Source organism: Pseudomonas sp. B21_DOA (genome assembly GCA_030544685.1).
In the GTDB taxonomy this organism is placed as follows: Bacteria; Pseudomonadota; Gammaproteobacteria; order Pseudomonadales; family Pseudomonadaceae; genus Aquipseudomonas; species Aquipseudomonas fluorescens_AO.
This window is the reverse complement of the sequence record CP086683.1, coordinates 1,444,819-1,466,857: the sequence shown is the minus strand read 5'-3', so window position 1 is coordinate 1,466,857 and position 22,039 is coordinate 1,444,819. Positions and strand designations below refer to the sequence as shown.

10 protein-coding genes and 6 pseudogenes are annotated in these 22,039 nt (G+C 60.9%); 10 read left to right on the top strand and 6 right to left on the bottom strand.

The genetic code is table 11. The features are described from left to right. Positions 1-246: 246 nt before the first annotated feature. Both putA and LJU32_06820 read left to right on the top strand, forming a co-directional pair. Positions 247-4,199 (top strand): annotated as a pseudogene (gene putA, locus LJU32_06825) (trifunctional transcriptional regulator/proline dehydrogenase/L-glutamate gamma-semialdehyde dehydrogenase). 165 nt (positions 4,200-4,364) lie between these two features. After that, the gene (locus LJU32_06820) at positions 4,365-6,167 is read left to right on the top strand and encodes an acyl-CoA dehydrogenase (GenBank protein WKV89990.1); all 1,803 of its coding nucleotides are present in this window, start codon (positions 4,365-4,367) and stop codon (positions 6,165-6,167) included. 141 nt (positions 6,168-6,308) lie between these two features. Here the strand turns inward: LJU32_06820 and LJU32_06815 are convergent. The 3 genes and pseudogenes from LJU32_06815 to LJU32_06805 form a co-directional block, all read right to left on the bottom strand. Beyond that, positions 6,309-8,244: pseudogene (locus LJU32_06815) on the bottom strand (methyl-accepting chemotaxis protein). A 98-nt stretch (positions 8,245-8,342) separates the two neighbouring features. Beyond that, positions 8,343-8,645, bottom strand: coding sequence for a cell division protein ZapA (locus LJU32_06810; GenBank protein WKV89989.1), 303 nt, complete (start codon positions 8,643-8,645; stop codon positions 8,343-8,345). Further along, on the bottom strand, positions 8,642-8,872 hold the full coding sequence (locus LJU32_06805) for a hypothetical protein (protein ID WKV89988.1): 231 nt from the start codon (positions 8,870-8,872) through the stop codon (positions 8,642-8,644). Before LJU32_06805 ends, LJU32_06810 begins: the two co-directional genes overlap by 4 nt. Before the next feature lie 277 nt (positions 8,873-9,149). Between LJU32_06805 and LJU32_06800 the strand changes: the two are divergent. The 4 genes and pseudogenes from LJU32_06800 to LJU32_06785 all read left to right on the top strand — a co-directional run bounded on the left by LJU32_06800 (position 9,150) and on the right by LJU32_06785 (position 17,708). Next, a pseudogene (locus tag LJU32_06800) lies at positions 9,150-10,774 on the top strand (methyl-accepting chemotaxis protein). Positions 10,775-11,065: 291 nt separating this feature from the next. Then, a complete protein-coding gene (locus LJU32_06795; GenBank protein ID WKV89987.1) occupies positions 11,066-12,808 on the top strand; it encodes a potassium/proton antiporter in 1,743 nt (580 codons plus the stop codon). Between the two features lie 34 nt (positions 12,809-12,842). Further along, complete coding sequence (mscK, locus tag LJU32_06790; protein WKV89986.1) at positions 12,843-16,196, top strand: mechanosensitive channel MscK; 3,354 nt, start codon at positions 12,843-12,845, stop codon at positions 16,194-16,196. Between the two features lie 48 nt (positions 16,197-16,244). Continuing rightward, positions 16,245-17,708 (top strand): YdiU family protein, encoded by a 1,464-nt coding sequence (locus LJU32_06785; GenBank protein ID WKV89985.1) that lies wholly within the window; start codon positions 16,245-16,247, stop codon positions 17,706-17,708. Between the two features lie 5 nt (positions 17,709-17,713). Here the strand turns inward: LJU32_06785 and LJU32_06780 are convergent, their stop codons facing one another. Both LJU32_06780 and LJU32_06775 read right to left on the bottom strand, forming a co-directional pair. Beyond that, positions 17,714-18,103 carry a type II toxin-antitoxin system PemK/MazF family toxin gene (locus LJU32_06780; GenBank protein ID WKV91052.1) on the bottom strand — a complete coding sequence of 130 codons (390 nt, stop codon included), beginning with the start codon at positions 18,101-18,103 and terminating at the stop codon, positions 17,714-17,716. Further along, on the bottom strand, positions 18,075-18,581 hold the full coding sequence (locus tag LJU32_06775; GenBank protein WKV89984.1) for a hypothetical protein: 507 nt from the start codon (positions 18,579-18,581) through the stop codon (positions 18,075-18,077). The genes LJU32_06780 and LJU32_06775 overlap by 29 nt, the downstream gene beginning before the upstream one ends. On the opposite strand from LJU32_06775, the gene trxC reads away from it, so the two are divergent. Then, positions 18,580-19,014: a thioredoxin TrxC gene (trxC, locus tag LJU32_06770; GenBank protein WKV89983.1), complete on the top strand. Its 435-nt coding sequence runs from the start codon at positions 18,580-18,582 to the stop codon at positions 19,012-19,014. The two genes, LJU32_06775 and trxC, sit on opposite strands and share 2 nt — an antisense overlap. Before the next feature lie 128 nt (positions 19,015-19,142). Here the strand turns inward: trxC and LJU32_06765 are convergent, their stop codons facing one another. Beyond that, complete coding sequence (locus tag LJU32_06765) at positions 19,143-19,913, bottom strand: ParA family protein (GenBank protein WKV89982.1); 771 nt, start codon at positions 19,911-19,913, stop codon at positions 19,143-19,145. A gap of 357 nt (positions 19,914-20,270) precedes the next feature. On the opposite strand from LJU32_06765, the pseudogene LJU32_06760 reads away from it, so the two are divergent. The 3 pseudogenes from LJU32_06760 (at position 20,271) to LJU32_06750 (ending at position 22,033) form a co-directional block, all read left to right on the top strand. Further along, positions 20,271-20,994: pseudogene (locus LJU32_06760) on the top strand (beta-ketoacyl synthase chain length factor). Then, positions 20,970-21,781, top strand: a pseudogene (locus tag LJU32_06755) (1-acyl-sn-glycerol-3-phosphate acyltransferase). Before LJU32_06760 ends, LJU32_06755 begins: the two co-directional pseudogenes overlap by 25 nt. Continuing rightward, positions 21,759-22,033: pseudogene (locus LJU32_06750) on the top strand (phosphopantetheine-binding protein). The pseudogenes LJU32_06755 and LJU32_06750 overlap by 23 nt, the downstream one beginning before the upstream one ends. Positions 22,034-22,039 lie beyond the last annotated feature (6 nt).

Genomic DNA, 22,039 nt, shown 5'->3' with positions numbered 1-22,039 from the left:
TAGTTGCACCCAGTCGGATTAATCGACGATCACACCGTTTTTGCTCCCTTTTGTCGCAGTCATGGCTCTTTGCTAGAAGCAAAAGCACCAAGCAGGAGCAGCGCATTCGTACCAGAAATTATTTCCTGACGAGCTGCGTATTATTCCGGCAAAAAAGGGTTGCACCCGGTTGCACCTCATTCAGCGCACGGCTAATCTTGCGGCCAGCTGATGCCACGCAACTGTGGCAACCATGAGGATAAAAATATGGCTACCACCACCCTTGGGGTCAAACTCGATGACCCGACCCGCGAGCGCCTGAAGGCTGCCGCAACCTCGATTGATCGCACGCCGCACTGGCTGATCAAGCAGGCAATTTTCAATTACCTGGAAAAACTAGAGGGTGGTGCAACCCTGACCGAGTTGAACGGTTTGACCGCCAAAGACGCCGATGACGCAGGCGAAGTGCAGACCGATCACGCTCACCAATGCTTCCTCGAATTCGCTGAAAGCATCCTGCCGCAATCGGTTCTGCGCGCTTCGATCACCGCCGCCTACCGCCGCCCTGAGCCGGAAGTGGTGCCGATGCTGATCGAGCAGGCGCGCCTGCCGGCCCCGATGGCCGAAGCCACCAACAAGCTCGCGGCGACCATCGCCGAAAAACTGCGCAACCAGAAAAGTGCCGGCGGTCGTGCCGGTATTGTTCAGGGCCTGCTGCAGGAATTCTCCCTGTCGTCCCAGGAAGGCGTGGCGCTGATGTGCCTGGCCGAAGCGCTGTTGCGCATTCCGGACAAAGGCACCCGCGACGCGCTGATCCGCGACAAGATCAGCACCGGCAACTGGCATCCGCACTTGGGCAACAGCCCGTCGCTGTTCGTCAACGCTGCGACCTGGGGCCTGCTGCTGACTGGCAAACTGGTCTCCACCCACAACGAAGCCGGCCTGACCTCGTCGCTGAGCCGCATCATCGGCAAGAGCGGCGAGCCGATGATCCGCAAGGGCGTCGACATGGCCATGCGCCTGATGGGCGAACAGTTCGTGACCGGCGAAACCATCGCCGAAGCGCTGGCCAATGCGAGCAAGTTCGAAGCCAAGGGCTTCCGTTATTCCTACGACATGCTCGGTGAAGCGGCACTCACCGAAGTTGACGCGCAGAAATACCTGGCCTCGTACGAACAAGCGATCCACTCGATCGGCAAAGCCTCCCACGGCCGTGGGATTTATGAAGGCCCGGGCATTTCCATCAAGCTCTCGGCCCTGCACCCGCGTTACAGCCGCGCGCAGTACGAGCGGGTGATGGACGAGCTGTACCCGCGCCTGCTGTCGCTGACCCTGCTGGCCAAGCAATACGACATCGGTCTGAACATCGACGCCGAAGAAGCCGACCGCCTTGAGCTGTCGCTGGATCTGCTCGAGCGTCTGTGCTTCGAGCCGCAGCTGACTGGCTGGAACGGCATCGGTTTCGTCATCCAGGCTTACCAGAAGCGTTGCCCGTACGTGATCGACTACGTGATCGATCTGGCCCGCCGCAGCCGCCATCGCCTGATGATCCGCCTGGTGAAAGGCGCGTACTGGGACAGCGAAATCAAACGCGCCCAGGTCGAGGGTCTGGAAGGCTATCCGGTCTACACCCGCAAGGTGTACACCGACGTTTCCTACATTGCTTGCGCACGCAAACTGCTGTCGGTGCCGGAAGTCATCTACCCCCAGTTCGCTACGCACAACGCCCACACCCTGTCGGCGATTTACCACATTGCCGGTCAGAACTATTACCCGGGCCAGTACGAATTCCAGTGCCTGCACGGCATGGGCGAACCGCTCTACGAGCAGGTTGTCGGCAAGGTTTCCGAGGGCAAGCTGAACCGTCCGTGCCGCGTTTACGCCCCGGTCGGCACTCACGAAACCCTGCTGGCGTACCTCGTGCGTCGCCTGCTGGAAAACGGTGCCAACACCTCGTTCGTCAACCGTATCGCCGACCAGTCGATTTCGATTCAGGAACTGGTGGCCGATCCGGTTGCGCAGATCGAGCAGATGGCCACCGTGGAAGGCGGTTTCGGCCTGCCGCACCCGCGCATTCCACTGCCGCGTGATCTGTACGGTGCCGAGCGCGCCAACTCCAGCGGCATCGACATGGCCAACGAACATCGTCTGGCCTCGCTGTCCTGCGCTTTGCTCGCCACTGCACACAACGACTGGAAAGCCGCGCCGATGCTTGGTTGCGCTTCCAGCAACGAAACGCCGGCGGCCGTGCTGAACCCGTCCGATCACCGCGATGTGGTCGGTCACGTTCAAGAAGCTACCGTCGAAGACGTCGACAACGCCATTCAATGCGCGCTGAACGCCGCGCCGATCTGGCAGGCCACGCCGCCGGCCGAGCGCGCGGCGATTCTGGAACGTGCCGCTGACTTGATGGAAGGCGAGATCCAGCCGCTGATGGGCCTGTTGGCTCGTGAAGCCGGCAAGACCTACGCCAACGCCATCGCCGAAGTCCGCGAAGCGGTCGACTTCCTACGGTACTACGCAGTGCAGGCGCGCAACGATTTCAGCAATGACGCCCACCGCCCACTCGGTCCGGTGGTTTGCATCAGTCCGTGGAACTTCCCGCTGGCGATCTTCAGCGGTCAGGTGGCTGCGGCATTGGCCGCCGGTAACCCGGTACTGGCCAAACCGGCCGAGCAGACGCCACTGGTTGCCGCGCAGGCCGTGCGTCTGATGCTCGAAGCCGGCATCCCGGAGGGCGTGCTGCAACTGCTGCCGGGTCGCGGTGAAACCGTCGGCGCCGGTCTGGTCGGTGACGAACGCGTCAAAGGCGTGATGTTCACCGGCTCTACCGAAGTCGCGCGCTTGCTGCAACGCAACATCGCTGGCCGTCTCGACAGCCAGGGCCGTCCGATTCCGCTGATCGCCGAAACCGGTGGCCAGAACGCGATGATCGTCGACTCCTCGGCACTGACTGAACAAGTGGTGATCGACGTAGTGTCGTCGGCCTTCGACAGCGCCGGTCAGCGTTGCTCGGCACTGCGCGTGCTGTGCCTGCAGGAAGATTCCGCCGATCGCGTCATCGAAATGCTCAAGGGTGCGATGGCCGAAAGCCGTCTCGGCAACCCCGAGCGTCTGTCCGTGGACATCGGCCCGGTGATCGACGCCGAAGCCAAGGCCGGCATCGACAAGCACATCCAGGGCATGCGCGATAAAGGTCGCAATGTTTACCAAGTGGCGATTGCCGACAGCGAAGAGATCAAGCGCGGCACCTTCGTCATGCCGACCCTGATCGAGCTGGAAAGCTTCGACGAACTGCAACGCGAAATCTTCGGCCCGGTACTGCACGTGGTGCGCTACAAGCGCAAAGAGCTGGATAACCTGATCGGCCAGATCAACGCCTCCGGTTACGGCCTGACGCTGGGCGTGCACACGCGCATCGACGAGACCATCGCCAAGGTGATCGACAACGTCAACGCCGGTAACGTCTACGTCAACCGCAACATCGTTGGTGCCGTGGTCGGCGTGCAGCCGTTCGGCGGCGAAGGCCTGTCGGGTACTGGCCCGAAAGCCGGTGGCCCGCTGTATCTGTATCGCCTGCTGTCGACGCGTCCGACCGACGCCATCGAACAATCCTTCGCTCGCGGTGACGCCATCGTCGCTCCGGACGTGCGTTTGCGCGATGCCTTGAGCCAATCGTTGAACGCCCTGAAAGCCTGGGCCGACAACAACCAGTTTGCCGACCTGAGCACTCTGTGCGTGCAATACGCGGCGCAATCGCAGAGCGGCATCACCCGCGTGCTGGCTGGCCCGACCGGCGAGAAAAACAGCTACGCGATCCTGCCGCGCGAACACGTGCTGTGCCTGGCGGAAGTTGAAGGTGATCTGCTGACGCAACTTGCGGCGGTGCTGGCGGTGGGCGGTTCGGCGGTGTGGCCGGGATCCGAGCTGACCAAGGCGTTGTTCGCCCGTCTGCCGAAGGAAGTCCAGGCGCGAATCAAGCGCGTTGCCGACTGGAACAAAGACGAAGTGGTGTTCGATGCCGTGCTGCATCACGGCCACTCCGACCAGTTGCGCGGCGTCTGCCAGCAGATCGCCCAGCGTGGCGGCGCGATCGTTGGCGTGCAGGGCCTGTCCCAGGGCGAGACCAACATTGCCCTGGAGCGTCTGGTGATCGAACGGGCATTGAGCGTCAACACCGCTGCGGCGGGGGTAATGCCAGCCTGATGACGATCGGATAAAAGCAGCTACAAGCTTCGAGCGACAAGCTGCAAGTAAAAGCAAACTGCTCTTACTTGCAGCTTGAAGCTTGTGGCTTGTGCCGCCCCATCACCCTTATCTATCTTCCTTCCCCATTTTTATGGGCCTACCTAGACTGCGGCATACTTTCTTTAAGGTAGGCCGCCATGTCCGAGACGCTGCTCAGTTCCCGCAATCTGGCTTTCGAGCTGTACGAAGTCCTCGATGCCGAGGGCCTGACCCGGCGCGAGCGCTTTGCCGAGCACAATCGCGAGACCTTTGACGCCGCCATCGGCACCGCGCGCAACATCGCCGAAAAGTATTTCGCCCCGCACAACCGCAGAGGCGATGAAAACGAGCCGCGCTATGAAAATGGCCAGGCCATTCTGATTCCCGAAGTGAAACCGGCGGTGGATGCCTTTCTCGAGGCGGGATTCCTCAACGCCGCGCGCAGTTTCGAGGCCGGCGGCATGCAATTGCCGACCCTGCTGTCGCAAGCCTGCTTCGCGCACTTCCAGTCCGCCAACGCCGCGTCGACCTCGTACCCGTTCCTGACCATGGGCGCGGCCAACCTGATCGAGAGCTTCGGCAGCGCAGAGCAGAAACAGCGCTTCCTGCAACCCATGATCGACGGACGCTTCTTCGGCACCATGGCCCTGACCGAGCCCCACGCCGGTTCATCACTGTCGGATATCCGCACCCGCGCCGAGCCGGCAGCCGACGGCACCTATCGCCTGAAGGGCAACAAGATTTTCATCTCCGGCGGTGATCACCCGCTCTCGGAAAACATCGTGCACATGGTTCTGGCCAAACTGCCGGATGCACCGCCGGGGGTGAAAGGTATTTCGCTGTTCATCGTGCCAAAGTTTCTGGTCAACGACGACGGCAGCCTCGGCCAGCGCAACGACGTGCTGCTCGCCGGGTTGTTCCACAAGATGGGCTGGCGCGGCACCACATCGACGGCGCTGAACTTCGGCGATAACGGCGAGTGTGTCGGCTATCTGGTGGGCAAGCCGCACCACGGCTTGAGCTATATGTTCCAGATGATGAACGAAGCCCGGATTGGCGTCGGCATGGGCGCAGTCATGCTCGGTTATGCGGGCTACTTGTACTCACTGGAATATGCTCGCGAACGGCCGCAGGGTCGGGTGCCCGACAGCAAGGATCCGAGCACGGCGCCGGTGGCGATCATTCAGCACGCGGACGTCAGACGCATGCTGCTGACGCAGAAATCCTACGTCGAAGGCGCATTTGACCTCGGCCTGTATGCCGCGCGGCTGTTCGATGACACCACCACGCTGGAAACCGAAGCCGAGCGTAAACAGGCACATGAGCTGCTGGACCTGCTGACGCCGATCGTCAAATCCTGGCCTTCGGAGTTCTGCCTGAAGGCCAATGAACTGGCGATCCAGATTCTTGGCGGCCACGGCTACACTCGCGAATACCCGGTAGAGCAGTACTACCGCGACAACCGCCTGAATCCAATCCACGAAGGCACCCACGGCATTCAGTCGCTGGATTTGCTCGGGCGCAAACTGTCACAAAACGGCGGCGCCGGTCTGAAGCAATTGATCAGATTGATCGCCAACACTGGCGAACGCGCCACTGAGTACGACTCGCTGACTGCGCTGCGCGAACCGCTGGAAAAACTCGTGGCCCGCCTGCAAACCGTGACCATCGGCCTGCTCACCGACCTAGCCCAAGGCAAGGTCAACAGCAGCCTGGCGAACTCGGCGCTGTACCTGAAAGTGTTCGGCCACGCAGTGATCGGCTGGCGCTGGCTGGAGCAGGCGATCCGCGCCGAGGAAGGCCTGGCCAAAGGCAATTCGGCGGATGTCGACTTCTATCAGGGCAAGTTGCAGGCGGCGCGGTATTTCCTGACATGGGAAGTGCCGGGATGCCAGCATGAGCTGGACTTGCTGGAGGCGCGGGATGATACGTGTCTGGGGATGCGCGAGGAGTGGTTCTGATCCGGATTATGCGTAGTGGCTGATGCCGTCTTCGCGGGCGAGCCCGCTCCCACAGGTATTGTGGCGTGTTCATGTTGCGTGAACACCCCAGAACCCTGTGGGAGCGGGCTTGCCCGCGAAGAGGCACGAGCTGACGGAGCATCAACTCAACTTGAACCCACCCATCTGCCGCGCCAGGTCATCCGCCAGTTTCTGCAACATCTGGCAGTCCTCGCGACACGCACGAACCTCCCCGCCGTAGCCCGTGCCAGATCGGAAATCCCCTGCACATTGCGGTTGATCTCTTCAGTCACCGCCGACTGCTCTTCGGTCGCTGTCGCCACCTGATGGTTCATATCGCTGATGCGCTCGACCTGGCCGGTGATCGCCGTCAGCGACGCGCCGGTCCGCTGGCTTGATTCAACCCCGGTGCCGGTTGCGGCCTGGCCGGTGCGCATCGAAGACACGGCGTTCTCCGCACCTTGCTTGAGGCTGCCGATCATCAGTTGGATTTCGTCGGTCGAGGCCTGAGTCCTGCGTGCCAAGGTGCGCACTTCATCAGCGACCACTGCGAAGCCGCGGCCCATATCGCCAGCGCGGGCAGCTTCGATGGCGGCGTTGAGTGCCAGCAGATTGGTCTGTTCGGAAACGCCACGAATCACCGCCAGCACCGAATCGATCGACGCCACTTGCTGCGCCAGCTCAGCCACCGCCCCCGCCGCCACGCCGATGTCATCGGACATGCTTTCGATATGACGGATCGAGCCGCCGACCACCTCCCGCGCCTGCAACGCTTCATCACGGGCTGTTTGCGAGGCGAGCGCGGCATTGCCGGCGTTCTGCGCGATTTCCTGCACGGTCAGGCCCATTTCGTGAACGGCCGTGGCGACCATGTCGGTCATTTCCTGTTGGCGGCCGGATCGCTCGGCGGTGTTGTCCACCACCTTCGCCACTTGGCCCACGGCCGTGCGCAAGCGCTCGCTGGTGGTCAGCACTTCGCCGATCATCGCGCGCTGGCTGTCGAGGAAACGGTTGAAGCCGCGAGCCAGGTCGCCGAGCTCATCGGCACGACTGGAATCTAACCGGTGAGTCAAATCTCCACCACCGCTACCGATGGCCACCAGCGCCCGTGTTACTTGTCGAATCGGTCGCACCAGCCCTGCGCCAGCCACACCACCAGCGCCAGGCAGACCAACGCCACCACCAGACCGATGCCGCCACTCATCCACATCGCTTTCCGTGCTTCGGCGTAGATCTGCGACTGCGGCACTTCGGCCACCAGCGTCCAGCCGAGATCGCGCAGCGGCAGGCTGAAGGCGAGGAAGTCTTCACCCTCGCGCTGGAAGCTGCTGTTGACCGCCTCTTTGTGGCCCATCAGCGCTTGCGCCGCGTTGGCACCGATCTGCTCGGTCAAGGTGCGTTTGCCGCTGAACTGCGCTTCAGGATGGACCTGAATCAGACCGTCGGAACGCACGAGATAGACCTTGCCGCGCTCGCCGAAGCTGAAGTTGTGAATCAGCTCCGACAGCTCTTTCATGCTCAGCCCGAGTCCGGCGACACCAACCACTTTACCGGCCTGCTCGACCTTCAAATCGATGAACAGGGCCAGCTCGCCAGTGGCGCCGTCGTTGTCGATATTGAGGGTGCGCGGCTGATTGCTGTCGAGAAAGGAATAGAACCAGGCGTCGGCCGGTTTGGCGCGACTGAGGGTGCGATCCAAGCCTTTTTCGGTGATGTAGTGGTTGGATTCAGTGCCGATGATCAGCGCGGTAAACGCTTTGTGTTCAGCGCGGATGCCTTCCAGATACTCTGCGAAGAGCGCGGTTTTGCTGCTGTCTTCGCCGGATGCCAGCCAGTCACGCACCATGCTGTTGCTGGCGATGTCTTTGGCGGCGGTGAGCGGTTGTACGAGGATCCGTTCGATGTCGTTGCGCGTCGCTTCGATGCTCGACGGCAGCGCTTGTTCGACCAGATAGCTCTGGGCGAGGCGGTTGACCACCAGGGTATAAATGCCAACCACAATCACGATGCTGATCAGCAGGGCCGCGCCCATGCCAATAATCAACTGCCACTGAATACTGCGTCGCCACCACTGCATGGAGCACCCCAAGGAATAAGTGGCCGAAACACTGCAACAGCCGTGCCGATTGTATACATCCCAACCGACAATCTATTCCCTGGTTGTGCGCAACCTCATCAGCCCTGACTGATGGTCTTGGCAATCGTCTCGACCGTGGCGCTGACTTGCTCTTGATAACGCTCGAGTTCTTCTTTGTGCTGCTTCTTCATTTCGATCTGCTGCGAGCACAGATTCATCGCTGCCAGCACCAGCAAACGGTCACCGATCAGCGTCGGGTATTTGCGCTTGGTGTCTTCCAGCGCTGCCTTGAGCATCATCGCCGCGTCCAGCAGGGTCTGTTCTTCCCCGGCCGGTGCCTTGATCGAATAGTCCTCGCCGAGAATGGAGATGACTTTTACCCCTGCTGTGCCGTGGTTCATGCGCTGACAGGACCGGCATTGACGCGATCAACCAGCGCCTGGATGCGCGCGGCGGTGGCGCCGTGTTTTTCTTCCTGCTCCATCAGGTTCAGTTGCAGGTTTTCGTTTTCATCCTTGGCCTGGGCCAGTTCCGTGGACAGGGTCTGGTTGGTCTGCAGCAGGGTCTGGTTCTGTTGCACCAGGTCGCTGACGAGCTGTTCCAATTGGCTGAGGGATGCTTCCAACATTTTGATCTTCCAAGCGTTTTTCAAAGGGCGCGTAAGATAAAGAAAAGTCACCACGGATGCCAGGGTTAAACCGGCGCAAGGCCTTGATTTTCCTGGGTGGCGAAGCTTCTCGCGAGTTTAAAAGACTGTGAATGGTCGATCTGGTTCCTGCACTTCGTCGCACAGCGCCGTCTGCGACAAATACGCACACCACCTCAAGACTTTAGTCGTATGACCGATAAGTCACCCATACAGCAGTCTCAGCCCGCATGGATGCGGCCCTTTTCGGTATCCGCCCATGTCCCTTCGCAATATGAATATCGCCCCACGGGCGTTCACCGGCTTCGCCCTGATCGGCGGCCTGATGTTGATCCTCGGCGTGTTTGCGCTGAACCAGATGAGCAAGATCCGCGCGGCCGGCGAAGACATCGCCACCGCCAGCGTGCCATCGATCAAGGCCCTCGATGAATTCACTCAACTGACCCTGCGCCTGCGCGTGCTTTCTTACCGCCTGCTGATCAACCGCGAACCCGACGTGCAGCAGAAAACCATCGAGCTGTTCGACCTGCGCAACCGCCAGATCGCCGATGCGCAACGCGCCTATGAGCCACTGATCGAAGGCCCGCAGGAACGTGCGGCGTACGATCAGTACGTGCAATTGCTGGCGCAGTACCGTCAGCTTGAAGAGCGCATGAAAACCCTGTCGCGCAACAATCAGGTCGACGAGTTGCGGCAGATGCTCAACAGCGATTTGCTGAGCAATTCGGAAGCGGTGAATACCGCGCTGGCGCGCTTGCTGGAGATCAACACCCAGCAGATCGCAGAGACCAATCAAGGTGCCAGTGACCAGTATTCAATGTCGTTCAACCTGGTCGTCACCCTGTTGGTGATTGCCAGCGGCCTGACGTTGGTATTCGCCTGGTTATTGACCACTAGCATCACCAAGCCGATTTCCAAGGCACTCGAAGCGGCGGAAACCATCGCCGAAGGCAACCTGACCCAGCCGATCCATGTCGATGGCGAAGATGAAGCCGGGCGCCTGCTCACGGCCATGGCGAAGATGCAATCGAAGCTGCGCGACACCCTGCAGCGCATCTCCGGTTCGGCCACGCAGCTTGCGTCTGCTGCGGAAGAGCTGAACAGCGTCACCGACGAGAGTGCTCGCGGCCTGACCCAGCAGAACAATGAAATCGAGCAGGCGGCCACTGCGGTCAATGAGATGACCAGCGCCGTCGAGGAAGTCGCGCGCAACGCGGTCAGCACTTCGGAAGCCTCGAAAAACGCCACCACTTCGGCGGGCGACGGTCGTGATCTGGTGCAGGAAACCGTCAGCGCCATCGAACGCATGAGCGCCGATGTGCAGAGCACCGCGTCCTTGATCGGCGACCTGGCCAATGAATCCCGCGACATCGGCAAGGTGCTCGACGTGATTCGTGGTCTGGCTGACCAGACCAACCTGCTGGCCTTGAACGCAGCGATCGAAGCGGCCCGTGCCGGTGAGGCCGGTCGTGGTTTTGCCGTGGTGGCGGACGAAGTGCGCGCACTGGCCCATCGCACCCAACAGTCGACCAGCGAAATCGAACGCATGATCGGCAGCATCCAGAGCGGCACCGAACACGCCGTGGATTCAATGCGCAACAGCACCGAACGCGCCGAATCGACGCTGAACATCGCCCGTGGCGCGGGATGTCGCTGGACACGATCAACAGCGCCATCGTTGAGATCAACGAGCGCAACCTGGTCATCGCCAGCGCCGCCGAAGAGCAGGCGCAGGTAGCGCGTGAAGTCGATCGCAACCTGGTCAACATCCGTGATCTGTCGGTGCAATCGGCGACCGGGGCGAATCAGACCAGCGCGGCGAGCAATGAGCTGTCGCGCCTGGCGCTGGATCTGAACAACATGGTTGGGCGGTTCAGCCTGTAACACACCTCGCTGGAACTTCCCCTGTGGTGAGGGATTTATCCCCGTTGGGTGGCGAAGCCGCCCCAAAAACAGCGTATGCGGTTCCACCTGAGGACCCGCGTACAACGGTTTTACGACGGCTGCGCCGCCGAACGGGGATGAATCCCTCGCCACAGTCATCACTCGCCGCATTTTCAGGGTGACTCTGCAAAAAGCTTTTTGACAGCATCACATTTCAACAGGTTAGAATCGCTGGCACGCAGACTGCATGGTCAGTTTGTGCCTCGTCTTTACGCTTCTGGAGTACTGCCTTTGAATGCGACGACCATCAACAGCCTGTTCTTGATCGGCGCGTTGCTGGTAGGCGCAAGCATTCTGGTCAGCTCGCTTTCTTCACGTCTCGGCATTCCGATTCTGGTCATCATTCTCGCGGTCGGCATGGCGGCGGGGGTCGATGGTGGCGGGATCATTTTCGACAACTACCCGACGGCCTATCTGGTCGGCAACCTCGCCCTGGCGGTGATCCTGCTCGACGGCGGTTTGCGCACGCGGGTGTCGAGTTTCCGCGTGGCCTTGTGGCCGGCGCTGTCGCTGGCCACGGTCGGGGTGTTGATCACCACCGGGCTGACCGGCATGGCCGCTGCGTGGCTGTTCGACCTCAATCTGATTCAGGGCCTGCTGATCGGTGCCATTGTCGGTTCAACCGACGCCGCCGCGGTGTTCTCGCTGCTCGGCGGTAAAGGCCTGAACGAACGGGTCAGCGCCAGTCTGGAAATCGAATCCGGCAGCAACGACCCCATGGCGGTGTTCCTCACCGTCACCCTGATCGACATGCTCGCCAGCGGCGAGACCGGCCTGCACTGGAGTCTGCTGACCCACTTGATCCGCGAATTCGGCATCGGTGGCGTGATCGGTCTGGGCGGCGGTTGGGTGATGCTGCAATTGGTCAACCGCATCAATCTTGCCGCCGGGCTGTATCCGATCCTGATCATCGCTGGCGGGCTGGTGGTGTTTGCGCTGACCAACGCCTTGCACGGCAGTGGCTTCCTTGCCGTGTACCTGTGCGGTCTGGTCATCGGCAACCGCCCGGTGCGCAGCCGCCACGGCATTCTGCACATGCTCGACGGCATGGCGTGGCTGGCGCAGATCGGCATGTTCCTGGTGCTGGGCCTGCTGGTCACGCCCCACGATCTACTGCCGATCGCCCTGCCCGCCCTCGGTCTGGCGCTGTGGATGATCCTGTTCGCGCGGCCGCTGTCAGTGATGGTCGGCTTGCTGCCGTTCAAAGCCTTCCACGGTCGTGAAAAGGCCTTTATTTCCTGGGTCGGCCTGCGCGGCGCGGTGCCGATCATTCTCGCGGTGTTCCCGCTGATGGCCGGCCTGCCGCAAGCGCAGCTGTATTTCAATCTGGCGTTCTTCATCGTGCTGGTGTCGCTGCTGGTGCAGGGTACGAGCCTGCCGTGGGTGGCCAAATTGCTCAAGGTGACCGTTCCGCCAGAACCCGCGCCGATATCCCGGGCGGCACTGGAAGTGCATGTGACCAGCGAGTGGGAGCTGTTCGTTTACAAGCTCGGCGCGGAGAAATGGTGCATCGGTTCGCCCCTGCGTGAGCTGAAAATGCCCGAAGGCACACGCATCGCCGCCCTGTTTCGTGGCCAGCAACTGCTCCATCCGTCGGGTAGTACGGTGCTGGAAGTCGATGATTTACTGTGTGTTATTGGCCATGAACACAACCTGCCGGCCCTCGGCAAACTGTTCAGCCAGGCGCCGCAACGTGGCCTCGATCTGCGTTTCTTCGGCGACTTCGTGCTTGAAGGAGACGCCCAGCTTAAAGCGGTTGCAGCGTTGTATGGCTTACCGGCCGAAGGCATCGATCCGGACATGACTTTGGGCGCGTTCATTGCGCAAAAAGTCGGGGGTGCCCCCATCGTCGGTGACCAGGTGGAATGGAACAACACCCACTGGACGGTGGCGGTCATGGACGGGAACAAGATCGGCAAAGTGGGCGTCAGATTCCCCGAAGGAAGTCGCCCGGGCCCCGGACTCTTCCTCTAAACTGCCTCCACTCTCACTTGCTTGACCGGTCTCTATGCCTACCCTGCGCTCCTTTTTCGCCGCGGCCCTGCTGGGCCTCAGTCTTGTCGTCGGCCCGCTGCATGCTGCCGAACCACCGTCCAGCGATGCCGTGCAGGCCAGCCTCGACAAGCTGGCCGACAGCAAACTGCCGGACGCCGACAAGAAGACCCTGCAGACCGTCCTGCAGAACACCCTGAATCAGCTGAACAACCAGCGTGATTACGAGCAGAAGCTGATCGATCTCAAGCGTCAGCTGGCCAACGCGCCGAAGCAGACGATCGAGAACACCCGCGAACTCAGCCGCCTCAAGGCCACCGCACCAGTGCCGGTCGCGCAGCGTTTTCCGAAAGAGTCGATCCAGCAACTGGAGCAGATCCTCACCGATCGCTCGACCCAGCAAAGCGATCTGCAGAAAGCCCTGGCCGAAGCCAACAGCCTGATCATCACCGCGCAGACTCGCCCCGAGCGCGCTCAGGCGGAGATTTCCGCCAGCCAGACGCGCATCCAGCAGATCAACACTATCCTCAAATCCGGCAAGGACACGGGCAAAACGGTCACCGCCGAACAGCGCGACCAGTTGAACGCCGAACTCGCCGCACTCAATGCACTGATTCCGCTGCGCCGCCAGGAACTGGCCGGCAACACCCAGTTGCAGGATCTGGGCAACGCTCAGCACGACTTGCTTTCGGAGAAATCCGATCGGCTCGACCGCGAGATCCAGGAATTGCAAACCCTGATCAATCAGAAGCGTCTGGCGCAGTCGCAGGAAACCGTCACCCAGCAATCGATCGAAGCGCAGAAGGCCGGCGGCAGCAGCCTGCTGGCGAGTGAGAGCGCGACCAACCTCAAGCTTTCCGATTACTTGCTCAAGAGCACCGACCGTCTCAACGAAGTCACGCAGCAGAACCTGCAGACCAAACAGCAACTCGATACCCTGACCCAGAGCGATTCGGCACTGGATGAGCAGATCAGTGTGCTCAAGGGCAGCCTGCTACTATCGAAAATTCTCTATAAACAGAAGCAGGCACTGCCGCACTTGAAGGTCGACCGCGACCTCGCCGACCAGATTGCCGATATTCGCCTGTATCAGTTCGATGTCAGCCAGCAACGCGAGCTGCTGAGCAGTCCGGCCACCTACGTCGACAATCTGCTGGCCACGCAGCCGCCGGAGCAGGTCACGCCGCAATTGCGCAAAAGCCTGCTTGATCTGGCCAACACCCGCGCTGATCTGCTCGAGCGGCTGAACCGCGAGTTGAGCGCGATGCTCAACGAATCGATCACCCTGCAGCTCAACCAGAAGCAATTGCTGAGCACCGCGCAAAGCCTGCGCGCGACGCTCGACGAACAGATGTTCTGGATCCCCAGCAACAAGCCGCTGGACGTGGAATGGATGCGCGGCGTGCCCGAGCGCCTTGAGCGGCAGGTCAACACCTTGCCGTGGGCGTCGAGCCTGAGCGAGCTGACTGACGGCCTGACCCAGCGGCCATTGTTGTTCCTGCCATTGGCGCTGCTGATCGGCGCCCTGTTGTGGCGACGCAAGGCCCTGTACGGACGACTCAACAAGGTTCACCAGGACATCGGCCATTTCAAGCGCGACAGCCAGTGGCACACGCCGCAGGCGATTCTGATCAATATTCTGTTGGCGATGCCGGTGGCGCTGGGTCTGGCGCTGTGCGGTCTGGCCTTGCAGATCGACGCGCGCGGGCAGAACGCCAATATGGGCGCGGCGCTGCTGCAGATGGGGCAGGCCTGGCTGGTGTTCTACACCGCGTACCGGATTCTCGCGCCCGGTGGCGTGGCGGAATTGCACTTCCGCTGGGAAAAGCCACAGGTCGAGTTCCTTCAGGGCTGGGTGCGTCGACTCGGCCTGGTAGTAATGGCGCTGGTGGCCGTGGTGGCCGTCGCCGAGTTGCAACCGGCGGCGCTGGCCGATGACGTGCTCGGCATGCCGGTGGTGCTGACCTGTTACGCCTTGATGGCCTGGCTGCTCAGTCGCCTGCTGATCAGCAGCCCGACGCACCAGAACGCTTCGCTGTTCCGCAAAGCCGTCGGGGTGATGTTCACTCTGCTGCCGATCGCCCTGTTTGTCGCGGTGTGCTTCGGCTACTACTACACCGCGCTGAAACTCAGCGACCGCTTGATCAACACCCTGTACCTGCTGATGTTCTGGCTGGTGATCGAGGCCACTTTCGTCCGGGGCCTGAGCGTTGCCGCGCGGCGCCTGGCTTACCAGCGCGCGCTGGCGAAACGGCAGGCGGCGAAAGAGGCCGGCGACGGCGAAGCGGTGATCGAAGAGCCGACGCTGGATATCGAAAAGGTCAACGAACAGTCCCTGCGCCTGATCCGCCTGGCCCTGCTCGGCGGCTTCATCGCGGCGCTGTACTGGGTCTGGTCGGACCTGATTTCGGTGTTCTCGTATCTGGACAACATCACCCTCTACGAATACACCAGCGGCACCGGCGCCAACATGAGCATGGTGCCGATCAGCATCGGCGACATGCTCGGCGCGCTGATCATCATCGGCATCACTTTCGCTCTGGCGCGCAACTTGCCCGGCCTGCTCGAAGTGTTCGTGCTGTCCAAGCTCAACCTGGCGCAGGGCAGTGCTTATGCGACAACCACGCTGCTGTCCTACGTGATTGCCGGCGTCGGTTTCGTCACCACCCTGTCGACCCTCGGCGTGAGTTGGGACAAGTTGCAGTGGCTGGTGGCGGCGCTGTCGGTGGGCCTCGGTTTCGGTATGCAGGAGATCTTCGCCAACTTCATCTCCGGCATCATGATTCTCTTCGAACGCCCGGTGCGGATCGGCGACACCATCACCATCGGCAACCTGTCGGGCACGGTAAGCAAGATCCGCATCCGCGCCACGACCATCACCGATTTTGACCGCAAGGACATCATTGTCCCGAACAAGACGTTCATCACCGGGCAACTGATCAACTGGTCGCTGACCGACACCATCACCCGCGTCACGTTGAAACTCGGCGTCGATTACGGCTCGGATCTGGACCTGGTCAAGGAACTGCTGCTCAAAGCAGCTCGGGAGAACCCGCGTGTGCTCAAAGAACCAGAGCCGCACGTGTACTTCCTCAACTTCGGCGAAAGCACCCTCGATCACGAACTGCGCATGCATGTGCGCGATCTCGGTGACCGCAACCCGGTGCTGGATGAGGTCAACCGCTTCATCAACCGAGAGTTCAAGAAGCAGCACATCAACATCTCGTTCCGGCAGATGGAGGTTTATCTGAAGAACCTGCACGGTCAGGAATACAAGATGGTGCCTGTGGAGCCGGAGAACAAAACCATCGTGCCGGTCGTCGACGGGCAGAAACCGTTGCCGGAACCGCCACCGAGCAAACTCGACTAACCGACATGGTCCCAGCAGAATGCTCGGACATTCTGCTGGAGCCGGCCCGTGAAAGCCCTCGACGAACTGACTTTCGACAACCGCTTTGCCCGTCTGGGCGACGCGTTCTCCGCGCACGTGCTGCCCGAGCCGATCGACAATCCGCGCCTGGTGGTCGCCAGCCCGGCCGCTCTGGCCTTGCTCGATCTCGATGCGGCCAGCGCCGACACCGAAGAATTCGCGCAACTGTTCGGCGGCCACAAACTGTGGGCCGACGCCGAACCACGGGCGATGGTTTACTCAGGTCATCAGTTTGGCGGTTATACCCCGCAGTTGGGTGACGGTCGCGGCCTGCTGCTGGGCGAGGTCTACAACAACGCCGGCGAGCATTGGGATTTGCACCTCAAAGGCGCCGGGCAGACGCCGTTTTCGCGCATGGGCGATGGCCGCGCCGTGCTGCGCTCATCGATCCGTGAGTTCCTCGCCTCTGAAGCGCTGTACGCGCTGAACATTCCGTCTTCGCGGGCCGCCTGCGTCATCAGCTCCGACACGCCGGTCTGGCGGGAAAAGCAGGAACGCGCGGCGATGGTGCTGCGTCTGGCGCCGAGCCATATCCGCTTCGGCCACTTCGAATATTTCTACTACACCAAGCGCCCCGAGCAGCAGAAACAGCTCGGTGAGCATGTGCTGGCGATGCACTTCCCCGAATGCCTCGAACAACCGGAACCGTATCTGGCGATGTTTCGCGAGATCGTCGAGCGCAACGCCGAGCTGATCGCCAAGTGGCAAGCCTATGGCTTCTGCCACGGCGTGATGAACACCGACAACATGTCGATCCTCGGCATTACCTTCGACTTCGGCCCGTTTGCCTTCCTTGATGACTTCGACGCGCATTTCATCTGCAATCACTCCGATGATCAGGGCCGCTACTCGTTCAGCAATCAGGTGCCGGTCGGCCAGTGGAACCTCAGCGCTCTCGCACAGGCACTGACGCCGTTCATCAGCGTCGAAGCGCTGCGGGAAACCCTCGGCTTGTACCTGCCGCTGTTCCAGGCGCATTACCTCGACCTGATGCGCCGCCGCTTCGGCTTCACCACCGCCGAGGACGACGATCAGCAACTGCTGGAAAACCTGCTGCAACTGATGCAGAACAGCGGCGTCGACTATACGCTGTTCTTCCGCCGCCTCGGTGAAGAGTCAGCCGAACAGGCCATCGCCCGCCTGCGCGACGATTTTGTCGATATCAAAGGTTTCGATGCCTGGGGCGAACGCTACGTCGCCCGGGTGACTCGCGACGGCAATGCCGATCAGGCACAACGCCGCGCGCGGATGCATGCGGTCAATCCGCTGTACATCCTGCGCAATTACCTTGCGCAAAAAGCCATCGACGCCGCCGAGCAAGGCGATTATTCCGAGGTGCGCCGGCTGCATGCGGTGTTGAGCAAGCCGTTTGAGGAACAGCCAGGGATGGAAAGTTATGCCGAGCGGCCACCGGAGTGGGGCAAGCATTTGGAGATCAGTTGTTCTTCGTAGGCGCTTCAGCTTAGCGGGTCGATTGCACTGATTACACGGTCGACGATGTCAGACATTGTCACGTCATCCAGTCGCTCGATGAATTTGGCCGTGCCGTCTCGTACCCGTTGTTCTATGTCAAAACTGCGAACCTGATTACACACCGCTACACCATTGGTTTCGTGGCCAGTAATGGCGACCGCCAAACCCATATTCCGGCTGAAATTCCCACCGCTAGTAACAGGCACCGTCATGCTCACGCCCAATGCGTTGATCTCTCTGGGCGTGATCACCACAAAGCGATGTCTATTCATCATCTCCCGCCCCGCCACTGGGTTTGGATCAATCCAGTAAACGTCACCCCGCTGAGGGGCTGTCGGCGCACCATCAACCCAGCTCCCGGCCGACAGAATCACCTTCAAGGGTCTCGCTAGTCTGGTCGTTAAGTTTCTGCAATTCTTCTGCGCCTTCGAGTAGCTCTGACAAACTATAACGCTTACGCGTAGCGGCTACGGCTGGACGAGCAATCAGTTCGCCATCGACCACATTCAGCTCTAGCTGTGCGCCAACCTCCAGATGCAACAACTTTAAAAGCGTGGGCGGAATCGTAATGACGGCAGCGCCGCCTTGGCGGCGTATCTTGGAAGTTACGGACATTATGTCCCTCCGATTTGATGCATAGGAATCATCGATTCCTGGATTAGTGCAACAAAAGTAGCACGCAGATAAAGACAAAGCGATCTCCTCACGACAAGCGTAAAACGCCGAATTGGTCTTCAGACTAGCCATCGATCCCGGAACTGTTTTGAGAAAAATGTGAGCAGTTGCGACATTGATAAGTTGGCAGATCGACTTCAAATCAGTTCTATAGACTCCTATCAGAGAACCAATCATGACCACCCCACTCCTCATCCCCTGCCCCACCTGCAACGGCCTCAACCGCATCCCCGCCGAGCGCCTGGCTGACCAGCCCAAATGCGGGCGCTGCAAGTCTGCGGTGCTGTTGAGCAAACCGTTCGAGCTCAAGCAAGGCGATTACGCCAGTCAGATCAAGGGCGATCTGCCGTTACTGGTGGATGTCTGGGCGGACTGGTGCGGGCCGTGCAAGTCGTTCGCGCCGGTGTTCGAACAGGCTGCGGCGCAGTTGGCGGGCAAGTGTCGGCTGGCCAAGCTCGACAGCGAGGCGAACCAGCAGTTGTCGGCGCAGTTGGGGATTCGCTCGATTCCAAGTCTGATTCTGTTTAGAAACGGCAGGGAAGTGGCGCGGCAGAGCGGTGCGTTGCCATTGCCGCAGTTGATGGCGTGGCTGCGTAGCCAAGGGATCTGACCCAACACAGAAACCTGTGGGAGCTGGCTTGCCAGCGATTGCGATCGATCAGTCACGAAAGATGCAGAGTCTGCCGCCCTCATCGCTGGCAAGCCAGCTCCCACAGGGATTAAGAATTCTTCGAGGGATCAGTGGTCTTCCAGCAGATTGTGCAGTTCCACAAACTGCTGCGTCAGCTTGTGCCGTGGATCGAGGTGAATCAGCGGCATGCTGGCCTGGTGCGACTCGCGCATGCGCACCGAACTGCTCAGGTACACCGGCAATACCGGCAAGCCTTCGGCAATCAACTCATCGAGCATCTGCTGTGGCAGGCTGGCCCGCGCCTGAAACTGATTGACCACAATGCCTTCTACCTCCAGGCCTTCGTTGTGGTCATCCTTCAACTCTTCGATCTCGGCGATCAGTCCGTACAGGGCCTGACGGGAAAAGCTGTCGCAGTCGAAGGGAATCAGCACGCGATCCGCGGCAATCAGCGCCGATACCGCGTAAAAATTCAGTGCTGGCGGGGTATCGAGATAGATCCGGTCGTAGTCTTCCGATAGCTCATCGAGCAACTTACGCAGCTTGTTGATCTTGTGTTTCGCCTCTAGCTTGGGCTGTAGGTCGGCCAGCTCGGCGGTGGCGGTAATGATGTGCAGGTTGTCGAACGGAGTTTCGTAGATGTCCGCCTGATTCTTTTTCGAGAACGGCCCGGACGACAGTGTCTGTTTGAAGAAATCGGCGATGCCCATCGGAATGTCATCGCCGGTGAGCCCGGTCAGATACTGAGTGGAATTGGCCTGAGCATCGAGGTCGACCAACAACGTGCGATAACCCTCGCTGGCGCTGACCGCCGCCAGATTGCAGGCAATGCTCGATTTGCCCACGCCACCTTTCTGATTGAACACCACGCGCCGCATGACCAAACCTCCGTGTATCAAAGAATGACCGAGTGTAGTTGGCGGTGGCCGCGCTTCGCTACCTTCACCGACATGGACTACGCCGCCAGGTGTAAATATCGGCGCCCACGCATGGAAAAAACCGCCAGCCGTCACAGAGACACCTGACAGACTGACCCCGGGGAATATGGATAATGGCCAAGTGATAGCCACTCCAGCGAACCGCTCGGTACATTTTGTTGAGCAAAATGTAACCAACATTTGCTACACACCCGTCGCACCGGGATAATGCGCGCCACCCGGCGCCCTGCGCCAAGCCAAGCCTGCTGCGGCGCTGGCGACTCAACGCGTCAACGAAAGCCCGCAGGGGCGGGATGAATGTCCGTGATCAACTTCAACATCGCCCAATGGCGCGCGTGGGCCCCGGGCTCGACAGCGTGGACGCCTGGCAGGCCTGGAGCCGACAACCGGTCGTGCTGCAGAGCAGTGATGCCGCGCCCGATGTGTCGTTTCTGCCGGCCATGCAACGCCGTCGCCTCAGCCGCCTGGCGCGGATGGCGTTCAGTGTTGGCTGGCCGCTGGCCGACGGACGGGACCATCTGCCGCTGGTGTTCGTTTCCCGGCACGGCGAAACCCCCGCACGTTTGAAATTCTCCGCGACCTGGCCACCGAACAGCCCTTGTCGCCGACCCAATTCAGCCTTTCGGTGCATAACGCGATCATCGGTTTGTGGTCGATCATGCGCGGTGAAACCAGCGAAATGACCGCCCTCGCCGCCGCTGGCGACGGTCTGGAGCACGGCATGCTTGAAGCTGCCGCACTGCTCGAAGAAGGTGCCCCGGCGGTGCTGCTGGTGATCACCGAAGAACAACCGCCCGAGGCGTATTCGCAGTGGGTCGATGACGTGCCATTCCCTTACGCGCTGGGTTTATTGCTCACGCCCGGTACCGACTGGCGGCTGACCCTGAGCAGCAGCCCAAAACCCGAGTCCAAAGTGCACTGGCCCCACGCGCTGAACCTGCTGCGAACCCTGCTCGGCCAGCAACCTGACTGCCAACATGCGTGGAAGAATCGTGTATGGACCTGGCATCGCAACCCGTGACCGCCAAATACCGCGACGCCTACTACTGGCGCCTGCTGGCCACTGCTGCGAGCTTCGCTTTGTTCGGGCTCGGCGGGCTGTGTCTGCGCGTGCTGGTATTTCCGGTGCTCGGTTGCCTGCCCGGTGATGCACTTGAACATCGCCTGCGCGCGCGGCGCACGGTCAGCCGATTGTTCTGGTTTTTCGTGCGGTTCATGGCCCGCACTGGCGTGCTCACCTACGACATCGAGGGCGCCGAACGCCTTGGCCGGCCGGGACAGATGATCATCGCCAACCACCCGTCGCTGATCGACGTGGTTTTCCTCATCGGTCTGGTGCGCCACGCCAACTGCGTGGTGAAGAAAACCCTTTGGGAAAACCCATTCACCCGTGGCCCGCTGCGCCGCACCGAGTACATCAGCAACGACGGCAGCATGAACATGCTCGACGCCGCCGCACAGTCGTTGCAGGACGGCCAGACCTTGATCATTTTCCCCGAAGGCACGCGCACCCAGCCGGGGCAGGCGCCGGCCTTTCATCGGGGGCGGCGGCGATTGCCCTGCGCGGTGCGAAAATCGTTACCCCGGTGATCATCAAGGTCAGCCCGACCACCCTGACCAAAGCCGAGCCGTGGTATCGCATCCCCCATCGCCGCGTGCACTTCAGTTTTCGCGTGGGGGCCGATATAGACCCACAGACCTTCGCCGCGCAAGGCCCCGCACCGCAGGCCTCGCGCAAGCTCAACGATTATTTGCATGACTATTTCATTAAGGAGCTCGCCGCAGATGAGCGAACTGAACACCGCTAGCCTGGTGCGTGACATCAAACTGCTGATCATCGACGCCTTGGGCCTGGAAGACATCAGCCCCGAAGACATCGGCGATGAGCAGACACTCTTCGGCGAAGGCCTCGGCCTGGATTCCGTGGACGCGCTGGAACTGGGCCTGGCGATCCAGAAAAATACGGCATCAAGATCGACGCCGATGCCAAAGACACTCGTAACCATTTCACCAACGTGGCCAGCCTTGCGGCGTTCGTCACGGCAAAACAGGCAGCTTGAGACCGG

Coding starts and splice junctions, on each gene's coding strand:
- LJU32_06820 (WKV89990.1), top strand. CDS start 4,365: ATGTCCGAGACGCTGCTCAGTTCCCGCAATCTGGCTTTCGAGCTGTAC.
- LJU32_06810 (WKV89989.1), bottom strand. CDS start 8,645: ATGAACCACGGCACAGCAGGGGTAAAAGTCATCTCCATTCTCGGCGAG.
- LJU32_06805 (WKV89988.1), bottom strand. CDS start 8,872: ATGTTGGAAGCATCCCTCAGCCAATTGGAACAGCTCGTCAGCGACCTG.
- mscK (WKV89986.1), top strand. CDS start 12,843: ATGCCTACCCTGCGCTCCTTTTTCGCCGCGGCCCTGCTGGGCCTCAGT.
- trxC (WKV89983.1), top strand. CDS start 18,580: ATGACCACCCCACTCCTCATCCCCTGCCCCACCTGCAACGGCCTCAAC.
- LJU32_06775 (WKV89984.1), bottom strand. CDS start 18,581: ATGATTGGTTCTCTGATAGGAGTCTATAGAACTGATTTGAAGTCGATC.
- LJU32_06765 (WKV89982.1), bottom strand. CDS start 19,913: ATGCGGCGCGTGGTGTTCAATCAGAAAGGTGGCGTGGGCAAATCGAGC.